We start from the raw sequence: 20,581 nt of genomic DNA, 5'->3' as shown, positions 1-20,581 counted from the left end.
AATTTAAATTCCCCAGAAATGACACCACCAGCAAGTTGTTTTGACCTTCTTTAGCTTGCGGATTAGCATTATTCCACCCCCCTAGGTACTTGTTGTTTTTTTTTCCAAGGATATTCTTTATGAATGGTAACCCATGTTGGGTATATTCTTTTGAAAGCTTCTACTAACGTAGGGTCAAACTGAGAACCTTTCCCTTCAAGAATACGTCGGTATGCTTCGTCAACAGGCATAGCTTTACGATAAGATCTTGATGAAGTCATAGCGTCAAAAGCATCTGCAACAGAGGAAACTCTAGCAAGTAAAGGTATTTCTTCTCCCTTTAATTGATCGGGATATCCTTTTCCATCCCAGCGTTCATGATGATATCTAATAACGTCAATATTATCACTTATACCTTCCACATTCTTAACAGCTTCCGCACCAACAACAGGGTGAGATTTAATAATGTCAAATTCTTCATTTGTTAGTTTTCCTGGTTTCATAAGGATCTGATCCGGAATATTCACTTTTCCTATATCATGAAGCAAACATGCATAATAAAAAGATTTTTGTTCTTCCTTTGTAAATTTCCCTATTTCAGTCGCTAATTCTAATGCATATTTCGCCACACGTTCACTGTGTCCTCTTGTATATGGATCCTTCAGTTCAATTGTTGCAATTACTCCTTTTACAATTCCTTCTAATTGATTATCATAGGAATTGCTAAGGGACCGAACATACCCTTGAAAACGAGCTAACAAAAAGAAGGACATTACTGATAAGATAGCAATTAGAATTATTGGCATGATAACAAGGGATGTAGTTAAAATAGCACCTGTTAGGATATATTTGATAGTTACTCCTAAACTAACTAACCAAAAGTATTTTGTGTTTAAGAATAGAGGCAATGTTAAAATTAAAAATACCTCCACTACATTCCCACTTTTAAAGAGTGCTTCATTATGAAAAAAGGACAAAATATCAGCAAGAAATGATGCGCATAAGTAGCTAATGATAAATACATATTTAATAAGATCTTGCTTATGAACCTTACTTAAGTATAGAGCTACTGGAATAAGAACAATCAATACTACATATGTGAGATACCAAAAATGGCTTGGAAATCCCCTTTCTTTATCCACAATAATAGCAGGTGCAATGTAATAGTAAAAAACATCATAGCCTATTAATAAAATATAGGATATTAATAAGTACCATTTAAGAGTTTGTTTTTCTTCATACGGTATCATAAAATCCTCCCGGTTCCTAACACAAGTGCATAAAAAAGTCATCTATATAGGGATGATTATACTAGCCCTTTTTCCCCTAAAAAAAAACATATTTTTACAAATTACATTCGACTTTCTATATTCCTCTACATTATATCCTATTGATATAAACGTTGTAACATAATATTTTAATGACTTTTGTATAATTATAGAACTATTTTAGTCCATTTGGATGAGATAAAGGAAATGTTAAACTAACTAATGTGCCTTTTTCAAGAATGCTTTCAATAGCAATTTCTCCATGGTGATCTTGAATAATTTGGTTTGAGACCATTAAACCAAGACCTGTTCCTTCAGTTTTAGTAGTATAGAAAGGTTCTCCTATATTAGGAATGCTTTTCTCATCTATTCCGCAACCCTCATCTTGGATTGAAATATTCATCTTTTTACCCTTTAATACCTTCACATCTATTGTTATTCTTCCACCATTTGGCATTGATTCAATCGCATTTTTAATTAAGTTAATAAATACTTGCTTCAACTGAAAAGAATCACAATCTAATGGAGGTAATGGTCCTGCGATTTTTGTCTCTACCGTTACGCCTTGTCTTTCCGCTTGTTGTTGAGTGATCGATAACGTATAAGCAATGATTTCTTCAATGTTAGCTTTATTGAATTTAATTTCCTTTGGCTTTCCAAGATACATCAAATCGTTAACAATAGAATTAATTCGATCAATTTCTTGTATCATGATTGGATAAAAATCATTCGTATTTGGATATCTTTCCTGTTGCAGCTGCGTAAACCCTTTTAGTGAAGAAAGAGGGTTGCGTATTTCATGACCAATACCTGCTGCCATTTGGCCAATTACGGCAAGCTTTTCTTTCCGTCTAAGTTCTTCATGCACTTCAATAAGAGAACCGATATACGAATAAAACCGTATTAAAATAATGAAAGCTATAACACAAATAATAATATAAATAATCATAGGAAAAATTATTCGTGTATCCTGTAACACTATTAAGAATATGATGTATTTCAATACCATTCCTAAAGACACAGTCCAGAAATACCTTTTATTAATGAAAATGGGGGAGAAAAGAATAAATAACACTTCAACAATATGACCTGCAGAAAATGGTTTGTTCGTTCCCAAATAAATAATTATATTATGAAATAAATCTAAAAACAAAAAGCTATATATATAGAAATATTTAATAATATAGGGATTCCCTTTTTTAATAAAAAAAACAGATATAGGAATCAAACCAAAAATAATCAAATAAACCCATAGGCCCAACCCCTCATTCGGTTTATTGGCTATAACACTGCCGCCAGAAGGATTAGGAAATAAATAGAAATAGATAAATTCATATATGATATAAAATGTATAAAATAAGCCCAAAAACAAAATTATCGCTTTTTTCTCTTCTAATATTAATCTAGGGCTCGTGGTACTTACTTTCATTTCTGTTACTCCTTTAGGTATACGTGTAGAATAAAATTCAAATTATCTCTACCATTTTACCATCTTTCCAAGAAAAATCCTTTTATTTTTTTTGGAAATTCGATGAAATTCGACAAAATTCTTCCCAAATATATAAAAAGGACTTGAATTAATCCAAGTCCTTTTTACACATTTAGCAGTATTGAGTTAGCTTACTTTCTTGATGATTTCTTCCTTTTCATTTAACCTCGAATGTCTACGTCCATATCCAAAATACACCAACAAACCAATTACAAGCCATACACCAAAGCTTTTCCATGTAGTGGCTGGAAGCTGGAGTGCTAAATATCCACAGAATAAGAATGCTAAAATTGGAATCAATGGAACAAAAGGTACACGGAAGCCTGTAGTAGGTGCCTGCTTATTTCTACGTAGATATAAAATCCCAATAGAAACTGTCATAAAAGCAAATAGTGTTCCGATGTTCACTAGTTCCGCAAGTTTATTTAACGGTAAGACACCTGCAAAAAATGCTACTAACACACAGGTAATCCACTGATTGACAATCGGTGTTTGTTTCTTTTTATCTACCTTTGAAAACACCTTTGGCAATAAACCATCACGAGAGATTGCATAAAACAGCCTGGATTGTCCATAAACCATTACAAGTAACACGGTTGTAATTCCTGTGATTGCTCCTAATGAAATAAAGCCAGCCACCCAATCCTGGTTAATGTAATTAAGTGCAAATGCCACTGGATTTTTTACTCCAAGTTCTGTATAAGGAACTATTCCTGTTAAGATTGCAGATACAGTAATATACAAAATCGTACAAACGATTAACGAAGCAATAATTCCAATTGGCATGTTCTTTTGTGGATTTTTCACTTCTTCTGCCGCTGTTGCAACTGCATCAAAGCCAATATAGGCAAAGAAAACTGTTGCGGCGCCTGTTACAACTCCTGAGAAACCAAAAGGCATAAACGGAGTCCAATTCGCTGGTTCTACATACCAAACACCAACTGCAATAAATAATAATACTACAGCAATTTTAATAACAACCATGATCGTGTTAAGACGAGCAGACTTTTTAACTCCTTGTGTCAAAAGCATTGTGATAAAAAAGATTATCGCAATAGCTGAAACGTCAACATAGGTTCCATTTGCCGGATCATAAGCACTCGAAATAGCTTTTGGAAGATGAATTCCAAACCCTGAAAGAAGCCCTTGAAAATAACCAGACCAACCGCTAGCAACTGCAGATGATGCAAGCCCATATTCAAGGATTAAAACCCAGCCTAACATCCAAGCAATTAGTTCCCCAAAGGTAGCGTAACTGTAGGTATAGGCACTGCCGGATACCGGTACGGCTGAAGCAAATTCCGCATAGCACAGGGCTGCAAATACGCAGGCAAGTCCTGACAATATGAATGAAATGATTAGCGCTGGCCCTGCATGCTCGGCCGCTGCAACTCCAGTTAGAACAAATATTCCTGTTCCAATAATCGCACCGATCCCCAACATGGTTAAATCAAATGCACCTAATTCTTTCTTCAGGGTTATATCTTTTTGTCCAACTTCCTTAATTAAAGTTGAAATTGATTTTTTCCTAAATAAACTCATGTTTATTACCTCCACTACCAAAAATCAAAATGTTCTGAAAATGTTGTTCTATAAAATGTATATCGGTATAATATAATTAATTTATTAACAAAGCAATATATTTTGAAAAATTAATCATTTTCCTAATAATGCCAATGATTAATTACACCTATAGTTATTTTTAACTTTTTACGTAACTATATTAATAAAACATTTAGGTATATTGAGTTTAGTCCCTTCCTACAACAAAAAAAGCTAACCCCCTTTAAAGTTGGCTAGCTTCGCTTAACTTATATCAAATATTGACTCCTTCAATCATTAACAAATTTCTTGTAATTTTTTATCGATTTTTACCAGAAAATGTTCCATAAAAAACGTAACATCTTCGATCCTCGTCAATCTCCCTTGAATCAAGTTCAAACTCCATAAACTTTCCGTTCTTTTGAAGGTAGATGAAGTCGGAATGCAGCGTTGCCAATATCTCCTCATGTTCCCAAACATCTTTTCCTTCAAGTAATGTAGATGTTGTACCCTTCAATTCCCTGATTTCAAAACCAATGTGGGAATAGATTTTATCGGAGGAATCATTGGTATAGCTTTCTCTTGTTATATACAAAACTGCCGTTCCATCCGGGTCCATTGCGGTAGCCTTAACTGCATATGTCTCTCCTTCTTTTACGAAGAATTCGCAGGTCATTCTTGCCACCGCTTCAACAGGAGAAATATTTTGATAATTCCACAAGGCAGGATATTGTTTAATCTCATCATCAAGTCGATACTCCAACCTCATTTTCCATCCCTCATTTCCTTTTCTTTTTATCTTACCATTGTTTTCCTGAAATTTACTTTTATAATGTAATTATAACTAAAAAAGGAGTTGGGAAGGTGAAGAAAACCCAATGGTTAATCACTGGCGTTCTTACTTCTCTTGTTGCTGGTACCACCCTTGCCGGTTGTTCACAGGCACAGGACTTACCCCCAGTACCAGAAGACACGGACTGTTCTGATTGGGAATGGGATGATGACGAAGGAGTTTGGCAATGTGATGATACTCGGTCAAGTTACTATGGCCATTTCTTTTATGGGGGGTTGTTTTACAGTAGTAGATCAGCACTATTAAATTCGTCTGCTTACAAGTCATATAAGTCTTCCTCTAGCTTTAAGGGAGGATTTGGGAGCGGTTCTAAAGGTGGATTTGGAGGTTAATCACACATGTCCACGTACACAAAGGCACGCATGCAATTTTACTCAAAATTCCCTGAATTTTGGTCGAACTTATATGGAGGCGAATACAGTCTTTATCATGTTTATAGCATTTCAGAACAGACACATTCACTTTTGAAGGAAGCCACGGAGCGGATGGGCAGGGTATTTTTTAAAACAGCAGTTCTCCTGCGCAGTCTTAAAGACGAACAGCTTCTTGAACTTGGTTACCCTGCCGCAAGTCTTCCATTTCTTCGGATGAAAAGTCTTTTTCCTGAAACCGTCATTTCTCGATTTGATTTTGTTTTAACAAGCAATGGGGTTAAGATGCTTGAGTTTAATGCTGACACCCCTACCTTTATCGTAGAATGCTTCCAAATCAACGGGGAAGTGTGCTCGGAATTCGGCTGCCGTAATCCAAATGAAAACCAAGAACGACTTCTTGCTTCAGGTATTACTAAGGCTGTCCTTGAATCTGCAAAGGGCCATGAGTCGCCTAATGTGGTGTTCACAGCCCACCGTGACCATATGGAGGATTGGAATACCACGCTGTATTTAAGTCAATTATGTAAAGTTCCTAATCAAATCCTTCCCATTTCAGACCTACGGATTACAGACGATGCACTTTTAGATTCTAATGGTGTACCAATTGATGTTTTATACCGCCAGACCTATCCTCTAGAACATTTAGTTGAGGATCGAGATCCAACTACAGGAGATCTTGTAGGAGTTGAATTATTACAGCTTGTTAAGGACCGAAAACTATCGATTGTTAATCCTGTTTCAGCATTTCTACTTCAGCCCAAATCCATTCAATGTCTGATATGGGGATTGGCAGAAAATGATGGAATTTATACGAAGGAAGAACGAGATTGGATAAAAAAATATATGCTTCCTACCTATCTTGAAGCGGAAACTTTTGCAGGTACTGCTGCCTATGTCCAAAAACCATCATTTGGCAGGGAAGGCGATACTATTACCATTTGGGATTCATCCAGCAAAGCAGACTCTCAAAATCCCTTCCAGACGTACCGTAACGAACTGCCTGTCTATCAATCATATGTACCTCTTCCTGTTGTTATACTCGAAACAGAAAAAGGGATCGAAGAACTATCTATGGTGTTTGGTTCTTTCCTAATCGCCGGAAAACCAAGCAGTATTGGAATACGTGCGGGCGGAAAAATCACAGGTAATGAATCTTATTACTTACCTGTGGGAATAAAAAAGGAGGAATTTAATTGTTAAATTTCTTAATCTATTTGGCTGTTTCATTAGCTTTATTACTCGTTGGACTCTTTTTAATGGAAATAACCACAAAGGTGAAGGAATTCGCCTTAATGGCGAAAGGAAATAAAGCAGCAAGCTATGTTCTTGGCGGAAGGCTTCTAGGGCTGGCCATTGTTTTATATTCTGCACTTGCTAACTCCATCTCGCTAGTAGATATGGTCATTTGGGGTGCAGTTGGAATCGCAGCACAGATTATTGTCTTTTATCTTACAGAATGGCTCACACCTCGTCGTTTTAACGTATCCCAGAGCATTGAAGAAAATAACACTGCCGTTGGTCTTTTTTTACTATTATTGTCCGTATCGATTGGAATAGTTATTGCAGGTTGTTTGACATATTGAAAAAACGCATCTTCTTAGATGCGTTTTTTCACAGCTTTAAGTATGTATTCTTATCACATATGACAAATAATCTAGCTTCTTTTGGTATAGGTTCATTCCATTTCTTGAGTATGTTCAAATCATTCCTGTCGGCTATTAGCTGTGCCCCTTTTTCCTTAAGTAGTTCATATGCCGCACCATAGGTTTTCCATTCTGTACTTACGCGGACTTCCCAAAGATCACTGCCGCCGTCTCCATCCTGCCTGCTTAGTAATTGAGTAAAAAGATGGCTGGCTCCTTTCATTTGCGCGGATTTCGCCATCAAATTAGAAACGGACCCATTCGATAAAATGAACTCATCAATCTTAACATGCTTAAAATTATCGACATGCTTTTCGTTTACGATTTCTGCAATCGTATAAATACTTTTTTCCGTTCCATCATCATAACGTTCAATAGATGAAGCGACTAAAAGTGTCTTTCCGTCCACTAAGTCAGGATTGGCAATACCTTCTGCTGCAAACAGTAAAACAGCTTGCGAATTTTCAATTCTAGCCTTCCTTAATGTCTCTACATCTGTTGGACTTCCTTGAATATAATGAAACCGTTCATGCTCATAAGGGGTCTTTTCAAATTCATCAATCAATACAATCTCGGTTCTTTCATCACATAATAATAATTCCTTAATTGTACTTTTACTTTTAGCAGTCCAGCCGATAATGACAAAATGATTTTCAGCTTTATAAAACAATTTCCCTTCCTCCTTTCGCTTTTTATACTGCGAGATACCATCTACAATTACTCCAATGACGGTACCAAACAGCCCAATACCTAATGTATAGACGACAATCATCGCCCAAGTTCTTCCTGCTTCAGTGATTGGGTACACATCTCCATAGCCTACCGTAGTCATCGTAGTAAGAATCCACCATACTGCATGTAAGCTGTTTTCAAACGTCTTTGGTTCAAGCAATCTAATTATTTCTGCATTTACAATAATAAAAAGCAAGGTAAACAGAATGACTGTTCGGTATCGATAGCGCGAGGCTGTAAGGAACAGTTTTCGAAAAAAGAGCATTTTTACCCCTCATTTCCTTTTCTATTACTATAATTTCTACTTACGTTCCCCTATTTCCTTTTTTTGAAAAAAAAGCGCCTAGATAAATTATTATATTGACATTTATATAGCCTGGGTGTAATATTATTAATTGTGCTTTATATTTTATGTAACTTGTAATAGATAGATAACGCAATGTAAGAATTTTTTTCTGGCATTCTGCTTATGTTTTAAAAGTAAAACTTATTCACACTGGATCGGCTTCGGAGCCGTTAGGATGTAAGAGAGGTAGGGCTTACGTCGTTTAGGTATAAAACCATCAGGTGGAAGAGTAACCGCGGCAAATTGGTCTTTTAATACCATTTATTATATATAAATACTTACCTTGCGATTGCAGATAATTGGAAACAACCAATCACAAGTTACAATAGTGATCCCTTTTGGATCAAAGCAAAAGAAGGCAGAGGATATTCCTCTGCCTTCGCCCAAATTACTAAAGCATTTTTTGAATCTCAAATCCTAACACCCTTAATTTTTCGTACCAATTGATTGATAACTTCCGAAAAAACAAGACCAAATGCGATCGAGCCTGAAAGTAACGTTACTTTTGCACCTAACGCAATGGCTTGAAAATAATCGTCCTCGACAAAATTCCTCATCGTATCATATGCCAAACCACCAGGAACTAAAGGTATGATTCCGGCAACGCTAAAAATAATAACAGGTGTTTTATAGAACTTAGCTAACTCCTGACTGACTATCCCTACAAAAAGAGTAGCTCCAAGTGTGGCTAAAACAGAATCTCCCGAGTACTTTTCAGCTATATAATAGATTATCCATCCACCCATTCCGACAAGTCCGCATTTTACTAACGTCTCCTTTGGTGCATTAAAAATAACTCCAAAAGCCGCCGTCGCAATAAAACTTGTAATTAATTGTCCAATGATATCCACATTAAGCCTCCATTTACAAAAAGGATAACACTACTGCAATTCCTGATCCGATAGCAAAAGCTGTTAACAATGCTTCGGCACCTTTAGATAACCCCGAAACTAAATGTCCCGCCATTAAATCTCTTACTGCATTCGTGACTAAAAGTCCTGGAACTAACGTCATGACGGACCCGATAATGATTTTATCTAACTGCTGACCTGCTCCTATTTTTACAAGGAAAAAGGATAGTAAGCCAATAATAAATGAAGCCAAAAATTCCGAGAAAAACTTTACTGGTATGAAGCGGTGAAAGTATAAAAACCCGAAATAACCTACTCCCCCCGATAACATGGCAGGGATAAAATCAATCCATTCACCCATAAACATAATCATAAAACAGCCGCTGGCAATGGAGGCTGCTGCAACCTGAACCATAAATGGGAAGGTTACATCCAAAGCATCAAGCTCTTTTAGAAGGGTTAAAGCTGATTCTAGATTTAATTCGCCGCTAGTAATCCTTCTTGAAATACTATTTACCATTGCTACCTTTTTCAAGTCAGTAGACCTTGTTGATATTCGAATCAACTTCGTTTTTGTTGGCTCGGCTCCTTCTGCTGAAAAAATAATCCCGGTTGGAGTTACATAACTGTGCGAATTTTCAATTCCAAAAGCAGCGGCGATTCTCATCATCGTATCCTCAACCCGATAGGTTTCTCCACCACTTTGGAGCATAATTTTTCCCGCAAGCAAACAGACTTCCATTATTTCATAAGTACGTGTTTTTTCGTTTTCCATCTAAACATCACCGCAATTACACTTTCTTTTTATGATTTCCTAAGTTTAATCAAAAACGTTCGGTTTATCAATAAAATAGACGCTATTCCCGCCAAACCTTGTAAAACATGCTGCATAGAAAAAAGCAGGAGCTCCTGCTTTATTATTTGCTTATATTGTTTTGGAGATTTAAAAAATCCAAATCCTGATAATAACTATTTTTAACTAAAATATTGGGGCCTAGACAAGACACCGCAGGACAATGACAACTCAATTCCTTTGAGATTGCCGAGGATTGCCAGTTTTCATACGCATCGGTCAACTTGGTATTAACTACATTCCCTAATGGCGGGGTATCACCAAAATCCGTAACGATAATATCTCCATTAAAAATGTTAACATTTAATCGGGAACGGCCATCAGGATCATTTCTTACCGTTACATTTCTACTTTGGAAAAGTCTAGTTAACAGTTCTAAATCCTCAGGTTTATGACTGCATGCATAAAACGGAAGGGTCCCAAAGAGCATCCATACATTTTCATCACGAACATCTAATAAATGATGAATAGCTTCCCTTATTTCATTCAGGGTTAATGTTTCTAGATTACTAGCAAAATCACTTGGATACATAGGGTGAATCTCATGCCGCTGACAGAGCATCTCATCGACAATTTGGCGATGTATTTTCTCCAGATGAGGCAATGTTCGTTTGTTAAGCATTGTTTCAGCAGATACCATAACACCAGCTTTCACTAATTCCCGGCTATTTTCTATCATTCTAGTAAAATACTTTTCACGTTGCCTGTAATCAGGCTTGTTTGCCATCCTAGCAAATCCACCCTCAACAAAATCATCTACCGTTCCCCAATTATGCGAGATATGTAAAACATCTAAATAAGGAATAATTAATTCATAGCGTGCTAAATCGAGTGTTAAATTCGAATTGATTTGCGTCCGAACACCGTTTTCATGAGCGTATTTTAAGATTGGCAAGACGTAATTTTTTATAGAAGACAGGGAAAGCATCGGCTCCCCGCCTGTGATACTAAGCGACCGGAGGGTTGGAATTTCGTCTAACCTACGTAAAAGCAAATCCAGCGGGAGTGCTGCGGGGTCTTTTGTTTGGAGGGTGTACCCTACTGCGCAATGCTCACAGCGCATATTACATAAGGTTGTTGTCGTGAATTCAATATTGGTTAGCTGAGGCTTTCCATATTCCTTAATATCATTATATGCTTCCCACGGATCATATGCAGGGGTTATTTTTTTAAAATCGATCATAGTAAACTCCTTAAAATAAGTATTAGAAAAACCACTTCATTATAGCTGAAATATTGTTTTTATGGTTAATATTAAGCTTTAATAAAAAACTTATGTTTTTATTTAATCTATTATTCTATACATGCATATTTTATAGCCCATCGATTGAAACTAAAAAGATGGAATGGTTAAACAGTGGATGGTGATGCACAAAATGGAGATGCCTCTCTTAAGTGAGGTTGAAAATCTGGCGTTAAAGAAAGTAAAAATCTTTCGTCAAAGTCTGTTACGGTATATTTTACGATCGATGCTTGCAAGTATGTTTATCGGTTTTGGTGTAATTGTTGCTTTTAAGACTGGTAACTACTTTTATTTAGAACATTCCCCTTTTGCCTACCCTTTGGCCGCTCTTACCTTTGGGTCAGCAATTATTTTAATTGCCTACGGTGGTGGAGATTTGTTTACTGGTAATACTTTTTATTACACCTATGCGGCACTAAGAGGGAAAATGGCATGGTTAGAGGTTACCCAGCTCTGGGTTAGCAGTTACATAGGAAATATTTTAGGTGCAGCAGTTTTCGCGCTTTTAATTTTTACAACAGGTCTTTTTGAAGAATCATCGGTTAATGGCTTTTTATTGAGTGTTGTGGAGAAGAAAATGCAAGTTCCAACAATGGAACTGTTCTTCCGAGCTATTCTATGTAATTGGCTCGTCTGTCTAGCCTTTTTTATCCCAATGGGTCTAAAAGGCGACGGACCAAAAATGTTTTCAATGATGCTTTTTGTGTTCTGCTTTTTTATTTCCGGCTACGAGCACAGCATTGCCAATATGTGTACATTTGCCATTGCGTTAGTCTTAAATCATCCAGGCACTATCTCTTGGGGCGGTGTTGTCCACAACTTAGTCCCTGTAACCGTTGGTAACTTGATTGGCGGAGGCATATTAATGGCATGGATGTATCATTTTGTGAATAAACCTTTTTTGGATGAGTATAAGGAATAAATAATAGCCGTATGATCTGCATACGGCTATTTCTTTATCGACAAATTCCCGGGAAATATCAACAAATTACCTGTGCAGACGACAATTTATATAACTATTTCCTTTTACTTAAAAAATATAGATAACCCTTAATCATAAAGTAACTTACTTCTTCAGGTAATTGCTCTTTAATTGGTTTTAAGCGATCTCTGCCAACGTCTTCAATTGCTTTTTGCAGAAGTGGAATATATTCCTCAGGAATAAGACGGGTGAAATCTACTTCCAACCCTTGTTGGGCACATTGAATTAAATGGTTCTCAACCGTGCTTTGCGCCAACTCACGTTTTTCTACTATTTCCTCGATGGATAAGTTTTGTTGGTGTAACTGAAAAGTCTCTAAGTGAGAATCGCCAACAGCTTTTTTAGCGGCCTTTTTGGGAGCCGAAGTTTGTGACTGTTCGGGCTGGCGCTCTGGATGTGCTTCACAAAACAAACGGATCGTTTGAATAAATTCAAGGCCATACTTCTTTAACTTATGTTCCCCGACTCCACTTACCGTTAAAAATTCTTCGTTAGTTTTCGGCAATTTGGCACACATGTCCTTAAGCGCAGCATCAGAAAAAATCACAAAAGGCGGTACATTTTCCGTTTCCGCGATTGCCCTTCTTACCTCTCGTAAGGCTTCAAATAATGGGTCATCCTTTGAGATTTCTTTGACTTTAACCGTTTCTCTACGATGAACAGTATCCTTACCCAGCAAAACGTCTTTCCCTTTAGGAGAAACATATAAGGTTGGGAATTGTCCTTGTTCAATGGCGATTAGTTCTTGTGAGATTAAGAACTCAATAAAATCACTGACTTCTTTCGTACTTTTTTCCTTCATGATTCCATATGTGGTTAGCCTATCAAAGCCCATTTCGGTAACTTTTTTATTTTTTGAACCGGTTAGTACTTGGGCTGTAAGTGTTTTACCAAATCGCTGCCCCATCCGGATTAGACAAGACATTACCATTTGCGCTTCCTTCGTTACGTCAACGCTAGAGCGAGAATCAAGGCAATTACCGCATCGTCCACATGACTCTGTTTCTAGTTCACCAAAATATTTTAAGATAAACTCTTGTAAACAGTTTTCTGTATGGCAATAATCAACCATCTGCTGCAGCTTTTCCAATTCCGCATGAATGCGTGACCGGTCGCTGGATTGATCAATTAAGAAGCGCTGAACCTGGACATCCTGGGAGGAATAAAGCAGGATACATTCACTTTCTAGTCCATCTCGTCCTGCACGACCTGCCTCTTGATAATAGCTCTCCATATTTTTGGGAAGTTGAAAATGGAGGACATATCGAATGTTAGACTTATCAATTCCCATCCCAAAAGCGGATGTTGCAACCATAACGGAGGCTTCATCTTTCAAGAATCGGTCCTGTTCACGGATGCGCTCGGCGTCCCCCATTCCTGCATGATAACGGGCGACGTTGATATTTTCTTTTTTGAGTCTTTCATAAAGCTGGTCAACGTTCTTCCGGGTCGCGGCATAGATAATGCCTGCTTCTTTTTCGTTCTTTTTTAAATAATCTTTTATAAAGTGAAGCCTGTCCTGACCTTTAATCACAGCAAATGTAAGATTCTCCCGCTCGAAACCGGTAATGATTGAATTCTCTTCATCGATATCAAGTGTTTCGCAGATATCCTCTCGAACCCGTGGTGTTGCCGTTGCTGTTAGCGCTAATACATTTGGTTTTTGTGGTAGAGTATCAACCATATGCTGGATATGGCGATAGCTTGGACGAAAATCATGTCCCCATTGTGAAATACAATGGGCCTCATCGACTGCAACCAATGGAATGTCCATTTGTTTTAAATCCTCGATAAATTCACGGGATTCTAATCTCTCGGGGGCTATGTAAAGGAGCTTGTACATTCCTTGTTTTGCTTCCCAAATTCGTTGATTTGCTTCGCTGTAACTTAGTGAGCTATTAATAAAAGCTGCTGGAATTCCTACCTGTACGAGGGCATCGACTTGATCCTTCATAAGTGAGATTAACGGGGATATTACAATCGTGGTACCTGGTAAAACAAGTGCAGGAATTTGATAACATATTGATTTTCCTCCGCCAGTTGGCATAACACAAATTGTATTTTCTCCAGCTAAAACGGATTGGATGGCACGCTCCTGCCCATTTCGAAAGGATGAATAACCAAAATGAGATTCTAATAATCTATGAGCTTTTTCAAACAACAAATACGTCTCCCCCTTCTACCATATAATCTTCTATCATTATACCTTAGATTTTAATTAAGTGGATTCGTTGGAAGTAAAAGTTCTACGGTTAGGTCGACAGTAAATATTGGTTTCTGGGAGTATTTTCGGCCATCCGCAAGTATTTTCGGCCATCCGCAACTAAATCCCTGCCACCCGCAACTAATTCCTGCTATCCGCAACTAATTCCTGCTATCCGCAACTAAACCCAACCCATCCGCAACTAAACGTTAAAAAAGGCCGCCAAGACCAATCCGGCGGCGACCTTTTCTTTCATCATCCCTGTGTAAACAACTCTTCTAACTGCTTCCGCAATACGAATTTTTGGATTTTGCCACTTGCATTACGCGGCAACGCCTCACAGAATACATATTTACGAGGGCGTTTGTAATTAGCGAGACTATCACTGTTTTTACAGTAGTTTTCTAAGTCCTGTTCAGTCAAATTAGGGTCTTTTTTCACCACAAAAGCGGTAACACTTTCTCCCCAGCGGTCATCTGGCTGCCCGACAATCGCAACATCCAATACACCCTCATGAGCATGTAAAACATCCTCGACCTCACGTGGATAAATATTTTCACCGCCGCTGATGATCATGTCATCCACACGATCATTCACATAGAGAAAGCCATCTCTGTCTAGATAACCAATATCACCTGAATGATACCAGCCTTTGTACATTGATTTTTCTGTAGCTTCGTCACGATTAAAGTAGCCAATCATCATACAAGGACCTTTCACAATAATCTCCCCTGTTTCCCCAACTGGAACTACATCATCAGGATCTGATGGACCATCCTCTCTAGTTCGGACGACGCGAATATCATGATTATATGCCGCTTGCCCAGCTGACCCTGCCTTTCTAAGCTGATCCTTTTCGGATAAGAAGGTGATAGCGGGGCCCATTTCTGTCATCCCATAAGCTTGAACTAACCCGATACCGAATCGGTCGTGGAGAGCATGAACGAGGGACGGCGCCATGGGAGCCGCACCATATAAACCAAGCTTGAGACTCTCCGTATTATACTGGCTTAAATCTTCTTGAAGCAGCATGTTCCACATGGTTGGCGCCGCAAAAAACTTCGTGATTTTCTCTTGCTGAATCAATTGTAAGATCACTTTCGGATTGAATTGATGAAGAATGACATTTCGTGCTCCAGCCTGAATTCTTGGCAAAAAGGCACAATGAAGCTCAGCACAATGGAACATTGGAGCGGTAACAAGTCCTACATCCTCAGAATCTAGCTTTTGGGCCGCAATACATAGCATACTTTGGTCTACCATATTTCGATGACTATGCATGACTCCTTTCGGTCTTCCCGTTGTCCCGCTTGTATAAATAAATGCATAAATATCATTTTCATTAACATCTGCCTGAATCTCTTTAGTTGATGAGCCCGCAAGTTTATCATGATAACCTGCTGCATAAGGTGGCGTTTCTTCATCAATAAACCAAAAAGCAGTTGAATCAAAACGATTTTCTATAGCAGAAATGACAGATTCCAACGCTTTTTCAAAAAGAACAACCTTAGGAGCTGCATCTGATAGAATAAAAGCCACTTCCTCAGGCGTTAAGCGGAAGTTTATTGGATTGAAGATGGCACCTATTTTAGCACAGGCAAAGAACGCTGTTCCTAATTCTTCCGTATTAAACATGAAAGTAGAAACACGGTCGCCTTTTTTGACACCTTCCTTCACCAACGCATTTGCAAGGCGATTTACCTGGTCATTCCACTCTTTGTACGTATAGCGGACGTTTTTTCTAACATCATAAATAGCATCCTTGTTTGGATATCTTTTTACCGTTAATTCGAAAATTTTTCCGATAGTGGTAGTCATCAAATCTCCTCCATTTACAATCCTAGATTTTTAGCTATAATTGTTTTCATAATTTCATTTGTACCTGCGTAAATACTTGAAACTTGAATATCGCGGAATCTTCTCGCAATCTCGTATTCTTCCATATATCCATAGCCGCCATGAAGCTGCAGGCATTCTCCTGCAATTTTCTTTGCAGTATCCGTAAGCCTCCATTTCGCCATCGAAACCTTCGTTACCACATTTTGACCATCCATATGTTCAGCTATTAATTGATCTAAAAAAGCTCTCCCCATCTCGACCTCGGTAGCCATTTCAGCAATCTTAAACTGTGTATTTTGAAATTGGCTGACAGGCTTTCCGAAGGCTTCACGACTTTTCACATAGTCAATCGTACCTTGAAGCATGACCTCTGCTGCTATTTGTGCCGCAATCGCAACCACCAGGCGTTCCTGCTGAAGTTTATCCATCATATACAAGAAACCTTTGCCTTCTTCGCCAAGGAGATTCTCCTTAGGCACTCTGCAGTCCTCAAAGATTAACTCAGCTGTATCCTGACTATGAAGACCGACTTTGTTCAATTTTCTTCCTCTTGAAAAACCGTGAGTATCACGTTCAACGAGGAGCAGACTCACCCCTTTATGTTTTGGCGCCGCATTGGGATTAGTTTTACAAGCCACTAGAATTAGATCAGATTGAATTCCATTGGTAATAAAAGTTTTTTGCCCATTTAATATATAGTGATCTCCATCCAGCTTTGCTGTGGTTTTAATATTAGCAAGGTCAGAACCAGTGCCAGGCTCAGTCATAGCAATAGCAGTAATTAATTCACCTGTTACACATCGAGGGAGCCAGCGCTGTTTTTGCTCCTTTGAGCCGAAAGAATTGATATAAGGGACAACAATGTCATTATGCAGACCCATTCCTACTAGACCGGAACCTACTCTCTCTAATTCTTCATTAATAACAACAGAGAACCCCCAATCAACACCACTGCCGCCATATTCCTCATCTAAATCCGGACATAGAAAACCTTGTTCTCCCATCTTTCTCCACAAGGAGCGGGGAATCATTCTCTCCTCCTCCCATTTCTCATAATGAGGTACAGCCTCTTTCTCCAAGAACTTTTTTAATGACTTGCGAAATATTTCATGGTCATCCGTCAAATATGGATGTTTTTTCATTTTCAACTCCTCACTTTCTTTCGGTTGCCCTGTGTCCCGGAGATATATAAGATTTCTAAATCATCTTCTTCAGAAAATTCAAATCTAGGTTCCATTCCTATCAATATATAAAGCGCTTTCATAAAAATAGTAGCCTAATGTTCGAGAGTTCGCGGTTCCAACATCACTCTATCTTCTGTGTCTTCCACCTTCAGAAAAATCACCCCAACTAATTGTAACAAAAATAGGGAAAATTTAGAATATTTTTACGAAAATTATTTACTTCTTTCATTTATAAAAAGATCAGTCCCTCTCATTTCTAGAGGAACTGACCTTTTGTTTATGATATAATTCTTTCCTTCGGAGTGACTCTCTTTTTCCTAACTTCCAATACAGTTAAAACGATGGCAATAATTAAAAATAGACTGCTTATTCGAAAGAGATTAGCCGTATCAGTGAATTGTGCTATTGTCCCAAAGATAATACCACTTAAACCGATTCCTAAATCAATCGATGAAAAGAACATTCCATTGGCCACACCTCTTCGATTTTCGGGCGTCATGGATAAGGTCCAAGATTGTAAGGTTGGTAATGCACAGCCAAAACCGAGGCCAAACAATCCACCTGCTAAGGCAAGCATGAAATTGGTTTGTGCATAGGAAAGGACCCACAACCCAACAAAGGTAGCCGCAATACAGAAATACACCATGGCGATTGGGCCCTTGTCATCAAACCACTTTCCTGCAAAAGGTCTAGCCGCCGTTGCAACAATTGCATTAAGAATATAGAATAAAAAGATTTGGTCGATGCCTCTTTCTTCCCCATAGATAACGATAAAGGTTGAAACTGACCCATAACCAAGACAAATAATGATGGTAATAAAAGACGGGTACCAGCTCGATTTCTCCACCAGTGAACCCAAGTAGGAGAATTTAAGATTTTCCTTTTTTGTTTTTAAAACAGCTTCAGGAGTTTTGTAATGTACAAGTGCAAGCAGGACAACAGAAATAAACCCTAGAATACCTGAAATAATAATAAGATTGGTAAAGGAGGTAACGTTATATAAAAAGATTCCTAGACTAGGAGCAATAATGAATCCAATCGTGGTTGAAAGCCCAAAATAGCCCATTCCTTCACCCAGCCGTGAAAATGGAATTACATCTACTGCAGCGGTTCCATTCACCGTTGTTGACCAGCCCCACGCAAGACCATGAATAAAACGGATTAACAAGAATATCACGACAATTCTTGAAATTGGATATAAGACGGTAATGACTAATAAAATGACTGCCCCTATTAATACAAGCGCCCTCCTTTGTTTGTATTCGAGCATGTATCCAATAAAGGGTCTTATGAGTACAGCACCAATCGAAAACAACGCGGTAACGAGGCCAATTTCCACGCCTGAAGCACCGATGGATTTTATGTAAGGCGGCAACGTTGGAATAAGCATTTGGAAGGACATAAAAACAAAAAGATTCCCAACCATTAACATAATAAAGGATTTAGTCCACAAACGTTCTTTCAAAAAAAACACCTCCATTATCAATCCTCAGTATAGAAGATTGAGGAAAAATTCGGTTTATTTCGTATCACTAAATAATAGCACAGTATCTGCAAAATAAAAATAGAACTCATCTATTTTCTCTAGTATAATCGTTATCCTTTTTCAGTAAATTCAGGTATCATGAAAATAGGTAATTGAGAACATTTGGAGGAAAATTATGCAAAAGAGGAAAATCGTTATTACGAATACTTTAAATCAAAATTTAATCGATCAAATAGGAGAAATAATCCCTGATTGGACGATCATTGTTGGGAAAGATAGGGATATTTGGCAGGAGCATTTACATGACGCTGAAATTATTGCAGGCTGGAAAAAGGGGATAGAAAAAGAGTGTCTTGCTCCCAAATCAAAGTTGAAATGGCTCCAAACCTGGAGTGCAGGTGTTGATAGTTTGCCGCTTGAAATCCTAGAATCTAGGAATATTATTGTTACTAGTGCCAATGGCGTGCATACTTATCCTATATCCGAAAGTATCTTTGCATTAATGCTAGGCTTAACAAGAAATATCCATACATATGTAAAAAATCAACAAGAAAAGAAATGGCACCATTCAGGCATTAAGCTGGAAATGCATGAAAAAACGATTGGAATTATAGGTGTTGGAGCAATAGGCAAAGAAACTGCAAAGATTGCTAAAGCCTTTGGTATGAGAGTCCTCGGCGTGCGCCATTCTGGAAGGCAACAGGAATATGTCGATGAAATGTACACCACCGATCAATTAGACATGGTGCTGCCAAACTGTGATTATGTAGTCGTCACACTTCCACTAACCAAAGACACCAAACACTTATTTGATTCTAAAAAATTTGACCTTATGAAACCTTCCGCGTTCTTTATCAATATCGGGCGTGGTGAAATCGCAGTTGAAGATGACTTGGTTACCGCTTTACAGAAAGGACTCATTGCTGGTGCAGGTTTAGATGTATTTGAACAAGAACCATTAAGTGATGATAGTCCATTATGGGAAATGGAAAATGTGATAATTACCCCGCACATTGCAGGTTCAACTGAACATTATAATCAAAGGGTAATTGAAAATATTCTGCTGCCTAACCTAAATAACTATATTTCTGGCACTCTCCCTTCGGTTAATCATGTTGATTTTTCTAAAGGCTATTAGTAGAGGAGCACTATTATGCAACACGCCACAGTAGTGAAAACGAGGAGAAAGAAGAGAAGAGGTTAAAAACTATATAAGAGTTTTGTTTTAATAGAAATATCTTGATATAATTCACCAAAAAAACAAGAAAACAAAAGGGGTAATTGGATGGATTTCACAAGTATAAGTTTATTAGCCATCATTCTAGCCGTTGCAGCTAATATGGTGATTGGAGCACTCTGGTATTCTCCTATTCTTTTCTCTAACATTTGGGTGAAAGCTCTAGGTAAGAAAATGGAGGATATTGACCCAAAACGGGCCTATGTGGGATACGGATTAACCACACTCGGAGGATTTTTCACTGCAGTTGTTCTTTCCCTTTTTATTCAGTTATTAGATACTGTGACCATTTTAGATGGAGCTTTATTCGGGTTTCTGATTGGTTTAATTGCTGCATTTAGAGAATTATCCCCTACTTTCTTTGAAAGTCGTAACTACACTTTATTCTTTATTAGTGCAGGCTATCATGTGGTGGCATTGACGATTATGGGAATCATTATTGCTGCCTTCATTTAATAGGAAAGGGTGCCTCATCTG

At 37.9% G+C, this 20,581-nt stretch carries 18 protein-coding genes; 6 read left to right on the top strand and 12 right to left on the bottom strand.

The annotated features are described in order from the left end of the window. Positions 1 to 68: 68 nt before the first annotated feature. The 4 genes from QFZ28_RS26360 to QFZ28_RS26345 all read right to left on the bottom strand — a co-directional run bounded on the left by QFZ28_RS26360 (position 69) and on the right by QFZ28_RS26345 (position 5,047). The gene (locus QFZ28_RS26360; RefSeq protein WP_307197591.1) at positions 69 to 1,229 is read right to left on the bottom strand and encodes an HD-GYP domain-containing protein; all 1,161 of its coding nucleotides are present in this window, start codon (positions 1,227 to 1,229) and stop codon (positions 69 to 71) included. Between the two features lie 193 nt (positions 1,230 to 1,422). Beyond that, positions 1,423 to 2,676, bottom strand: coding sequence for an ATP-binding protein (locus QFZ28_RS26355; protein ID WP_307197590.1), 1,254 nt, complete (start codon positions 2,674 to 2,676; stop codon positions 1,423 to 1,425). Positions 2,677 to 2,862: 186 nt separating this feature from the next. Then, positions 2,863 to 4,278: an amino acid permease gene (locus tag QFZ28_RS26350; RefSeq protein WP_307197589.1), complete on the bottom strand. Its 1,416-nt coding sequence runs from the start codon at positions 4,276 to 4,278 to the stop codon at positions 2,863 to 2,865. A gap of 319 nt (positions 4,279 to 4,597) precedes the next feature. After that, a complete protein-coding gene (locus tag QFZ28_RS26345; RefSeq protein ID WP_307197588.1) occupies positions 4,598 to 5,047 on the bottom strand; it encodes a hypothetical protein in 450 nt (149 codons plus the stop codon). Between the two features lie 95 nt (positions 5,048 to 5,142). Here QFZ28_RS26345 and QFZ28_RS26340 point away from each other — a divergent pair, with 95 nt between their 5' ends. From QFZ28_RS26340 to QFZ28_RS26330, 3 genes are read left to right on the top strand one after another with little or no spacing between them, the layout of a single operon-like run. Then, positions 5,143 to 5,463: a hypothetical protein gene (locus QFZ28_RS26340; protein ID WP_307197587.1), complete on the top strand. Its 321-nt coding sequence runs from the start codon at positions 5,143 to 5,145 to the stop codon at positions 5,461 to 5,463. Between the two features lie 6 nt (positions 5,464 to 5,469). Next, positions 5,470 to 6,705, top strand: coding sequence for a glutathionylspermidine synthase family protein (locus tag QFZ28_RS26335; protein ID WP_307197586.1), 1,236 nt, complete (start codon positions 5,470 to 5,472; stop codon positions 6,703 to 6,705). Further along, positions 6,699 to 7,088 carry a DUF350 domain-containing protein gene (locus QFZ28_RS26330; RefSeq protein ID WP_307197585.1) on the top strand — a complete coding sequence of 130 codons (390 nt, stop codon included), beginning with the start codon at positions 6,699 to 6,701 and terminating at the stop codon, positions 7,086 to 7,088. The genes QFZ28_RS26335 and QFZ28_RS26330 overlap by 7 nt, the downstream gene beginning before the upstream one ends. Positions 7,089 to 7,116: 28 nt before the next feature. On the opposite strand, the gene QFZ28_RS26325 is transcribed toward QFZ28_RS26330, so the two are convergent. The 4 genes from QFZ28_RS26325 to yfkAB form a co-directional block, all read right to left on the bottom strand. Continuing rightward, the gene (locus QFZ28_RS26325) at positions 7,117 to 8,145 is read right to left on the bottom strand and encodes a potassium channel family protein (RefSeq protein WP_307197584.1); all 1,029 of its coding nucleotides are present in this window, start codon (positions 8,143 to 8,145) and stop codon (positions 7,117 to 7,119) included. 491 nt (positions 8,146 to 8,636) lie between these two features. Then, the gene (locus QFZ28_RS26320) at positions 8,637 to 9,077 is read right to left on the bottom strand and encodes a threonine/serine exporter family protein (RefSeq protein ID WP_307197583.1); all 441 of its coding nucleotides are present in this window, start codon (positions 9,075 to 9,077) and stop codon (positions 8,637 to 8,639) included. Positions 9,078 to 9,090: 13 nt separating this feature from the next. Then, positions 9,091 to 9,852 carry a threonine/serine exporter family protein gene (locus QFZ28_RS26315; protein WP_307197582.1) on the bottom strand — a complete coding sequence of 254 codons (762 nt, stop codon included), beginning with the start codon at positions 9,850 to 9,852 and terminating at the stop codon, positions 9,091 to 9,093. 142 nt (positions 9,853 to 9,994) lie between these two features. Continuing rightward, positions 9,995 to 11,113 carry a radical SAM/CxCxxxxC motif protein YfkAB gene (gene yfkAB, locus QFZ28_RS26310; protein WP_307197581.1) on the bottom strand — a complete coding sequence of 373 codons (1,119 nt, stop codon included), beginning with the start codon at positions 11,111 to 11,113 and terminating at the stop codon, positions 9,995 to 9,997. Between the two features lie 193 nt (positions 11,114 to 11,306). On the opposite strand from yfkAB, the gene QFZ28_RS26305 reads away from it, so the two are divergent. After that, complete coding sequence (locus tag QFZ28_RS26305; RefSeq protein WP_307197767.1) at positions 11,307 to 12,095, top strand: formate/nitrite transporter family protein; 789 nt, start codon at positions 11,307 to 11,309, stop codon at positions 12,093 to 12,095. Positions 12,096 to 12,189: 94 nt separating this feature from the next. Here QFZ28_RS26305 and recQ read toward each other — a convergent pair whose 3' ends face one another. The 4 genes from recQ to QFZ28_RS26285 form a co-directional block, all read right to left on the bottom strand. Further along, positions 12,190 to 14,316 (bottom strand): DNA helicase RecQ, encoded by a 2,127-nt coding sequence (gene recQ, locus QFZ28_RS26300; RefSeq protein ID WP_307197766.1) that lies wholly within the window; start codon positions 14,314 to 14,316, stop codon positions 12,190 to 12,192. 297 nt (positions 14,317 to 14,613) lie between these two features. Continuing rightward, on the bottom strand, positions 14,614 to 16,176 hold the full coding sequence (locus tag QFZ28_RS26295; RefSeq protein ID WP_307197580.1) for a fatty acid--CoA ligase: 1,563 nt from the start codon (positions 16,174 to 16,176) through the stop codon (positions 14,614 to 14,616). Between the two features lie 14 nt (positions 16,177 to 16,190). Continuing rightward, positions 16,191 to 17,339: an acyl-CoA dehydrogenase family protein gene (locus QFZ28_RS26290; RefSeq protein WP_307197579.1), complete on the bottom strand. Its 1,149-nt coding sequence runs from the start codon at positions 17,337 to 17,339 to the stop codon at positions 16,191 to 16,193. A gap of 319 nt (positions 17,340 to 17,658) precedes the next feature. Further along, positions 17,659 to 18,846 carry an MFS transporter gene (locus QFZ28_RS26285; RefSeq protein ID WP_307197578.1) on the bottom strand — a complete coding sequence of 396 codons (1,188 nt, stop codon included), beginning with the start codon at positions 18,844 to 18,846 and terminating at the stop codon, positions 17,659 to 17,661. A gap of 196 nt (positions 18,847 to 19,042) precedes the next feature. Between QFZ28_RS26285 and QFZ28_RS26280 the strand changes: the two genes are divergently transcribed. Together QFZ28_RS26280 and QFZ28_RS26275 are read left to right on the top strand one after the other, a co-directional pair. Further along, entirely contained in the window at positions 19,043 to 20,005 is a 963-nt protein-coding gene (locus QFZ28_RS26280; protein ID WP_307197577.1) for a D-2-hydroxyacid dehydrogenase, read from the top strand. A 147-nt stretch (positions 20,006 to 20,152) separates the two neighbouring features. After that, a complete protein-coding gene (locus tag QFZ28_RS26275) occupies positions 20,153 to 20,560 on the top strand; it encodes a DUF1761 domain-containing protein (protein WP_307197576.1) in 408 nt (135 codons plus the stop codon). Positions 20,561 to 20,581 lie beyond the last annotated feature (21 nt).

The organism is Neobacillus niacini (assembly GCF_030817695.1).
Classification (GTDB): domain Bacteria; phylum Bacillota; class Bacilli; order Bacillales; family Cytobacillaceae; genus Neobacillus; species Neobacillus niacini_F.
Note: the sequence above shows the minus strand (reverse complement) of the source record. Positions and strands in the feature narration are given on the sequence as shown.

Excerpts from the sequence above, each read along its gene's own strand:
- QFZ28_RS26315 (WP_307197582.1), bottom strand. The coding sequence starts at position 9,852 with ATGGAAAACGAAAAAACACGTACTTATGAAATAATGGAAGTCTGTTTG.
- QFZ28_RS26350 (WP_307197589.1), bottom strand. The coding sequence starts at position 4,278 with ATGAGTTTATTTAGGAAAAAATCAATTTCAACTTTAATTAAGGAAGTT.
- yfkAB (WP_307197581.1), bottom strand. The coding sequence starts at position 11,113 with ATGATCGATTTTAAAAAAATAACCCCTGCATATGATCCGTGGGAAGCA.
- QFZ28_RS26290 (WP_307197579.1), bottom strand. The coding sequence starts at position 17,339 with ATGAAAAAACATCCATATTTGACGGATGACCATGAAATATTTCGCAAG.
- QFZ28_RS26355 (WP_307197590.1), bottom strand. The coding sequence starts at position 2,676 with ATGAAAGTAAGTACCACGAGCCCTAGATTAATATTAGAAGAGAAAAAA.
- QFZ28_RS26280 (WP_307197577.1), top strand. The coding sequence starts at position 19,043 with ATGCAAAAGAGGAAAATCGTTATTACGAATACTTTAAATCAAAATTTA.
- QFZ28_RS26275 (WP_307197576.1), top strand. The coding sequence starts at position 20,153 with ATGGATTTCACAAGTATAAGTTTATTAGCCATCATTCTAGCCGTTGCA.
- QFZ28_RS26345 (WP_307197588.1), bottom strand. The coding sequence starts at position 5,047 with ATGAGGTTGGAGTATCGACTTGATGATGAGATTAAACAATATCCTGCC.
- QFZ28_RS26295 (WP_307197580.1), bottom strand. The coding sequence starts at position 16,176 with ATGACTACCACTATCGGAAAAATTTTCGAATTAACGGTAAAAAGATAT.
- QFZ28_RS26305 (WP_307197767.1), top strand. The coding sequence starts at position 11,307 with ATGGAGATGCCTCTCTTAAGTGAGGTTGAAAATCTGGCGTTAAAGAAA.
- QFZ28_RS26325 (WP_307197584.1), bottom strand. The coding sequence starts at position 8,145 with ATGCTCTTTTTTCGAAAACTGTTCCTTACAGCCTCGCGCTATCGATAC.
- QFZ28_RS26335 (WP_307197586.1), top strand. The coding sequence starts at position 5,470 with ATGTCCACGTACACAAAGGCACGCATGCAATTTTACTCAAAATTCCCT.
- QFZ28_RS26360 (WP_307197591.1), bottom strand. The coding sequence starts at position 1,229 with ATGATACCGTATGAAGAAAAACAAACTCTTAAATGGTACTTATTAATA.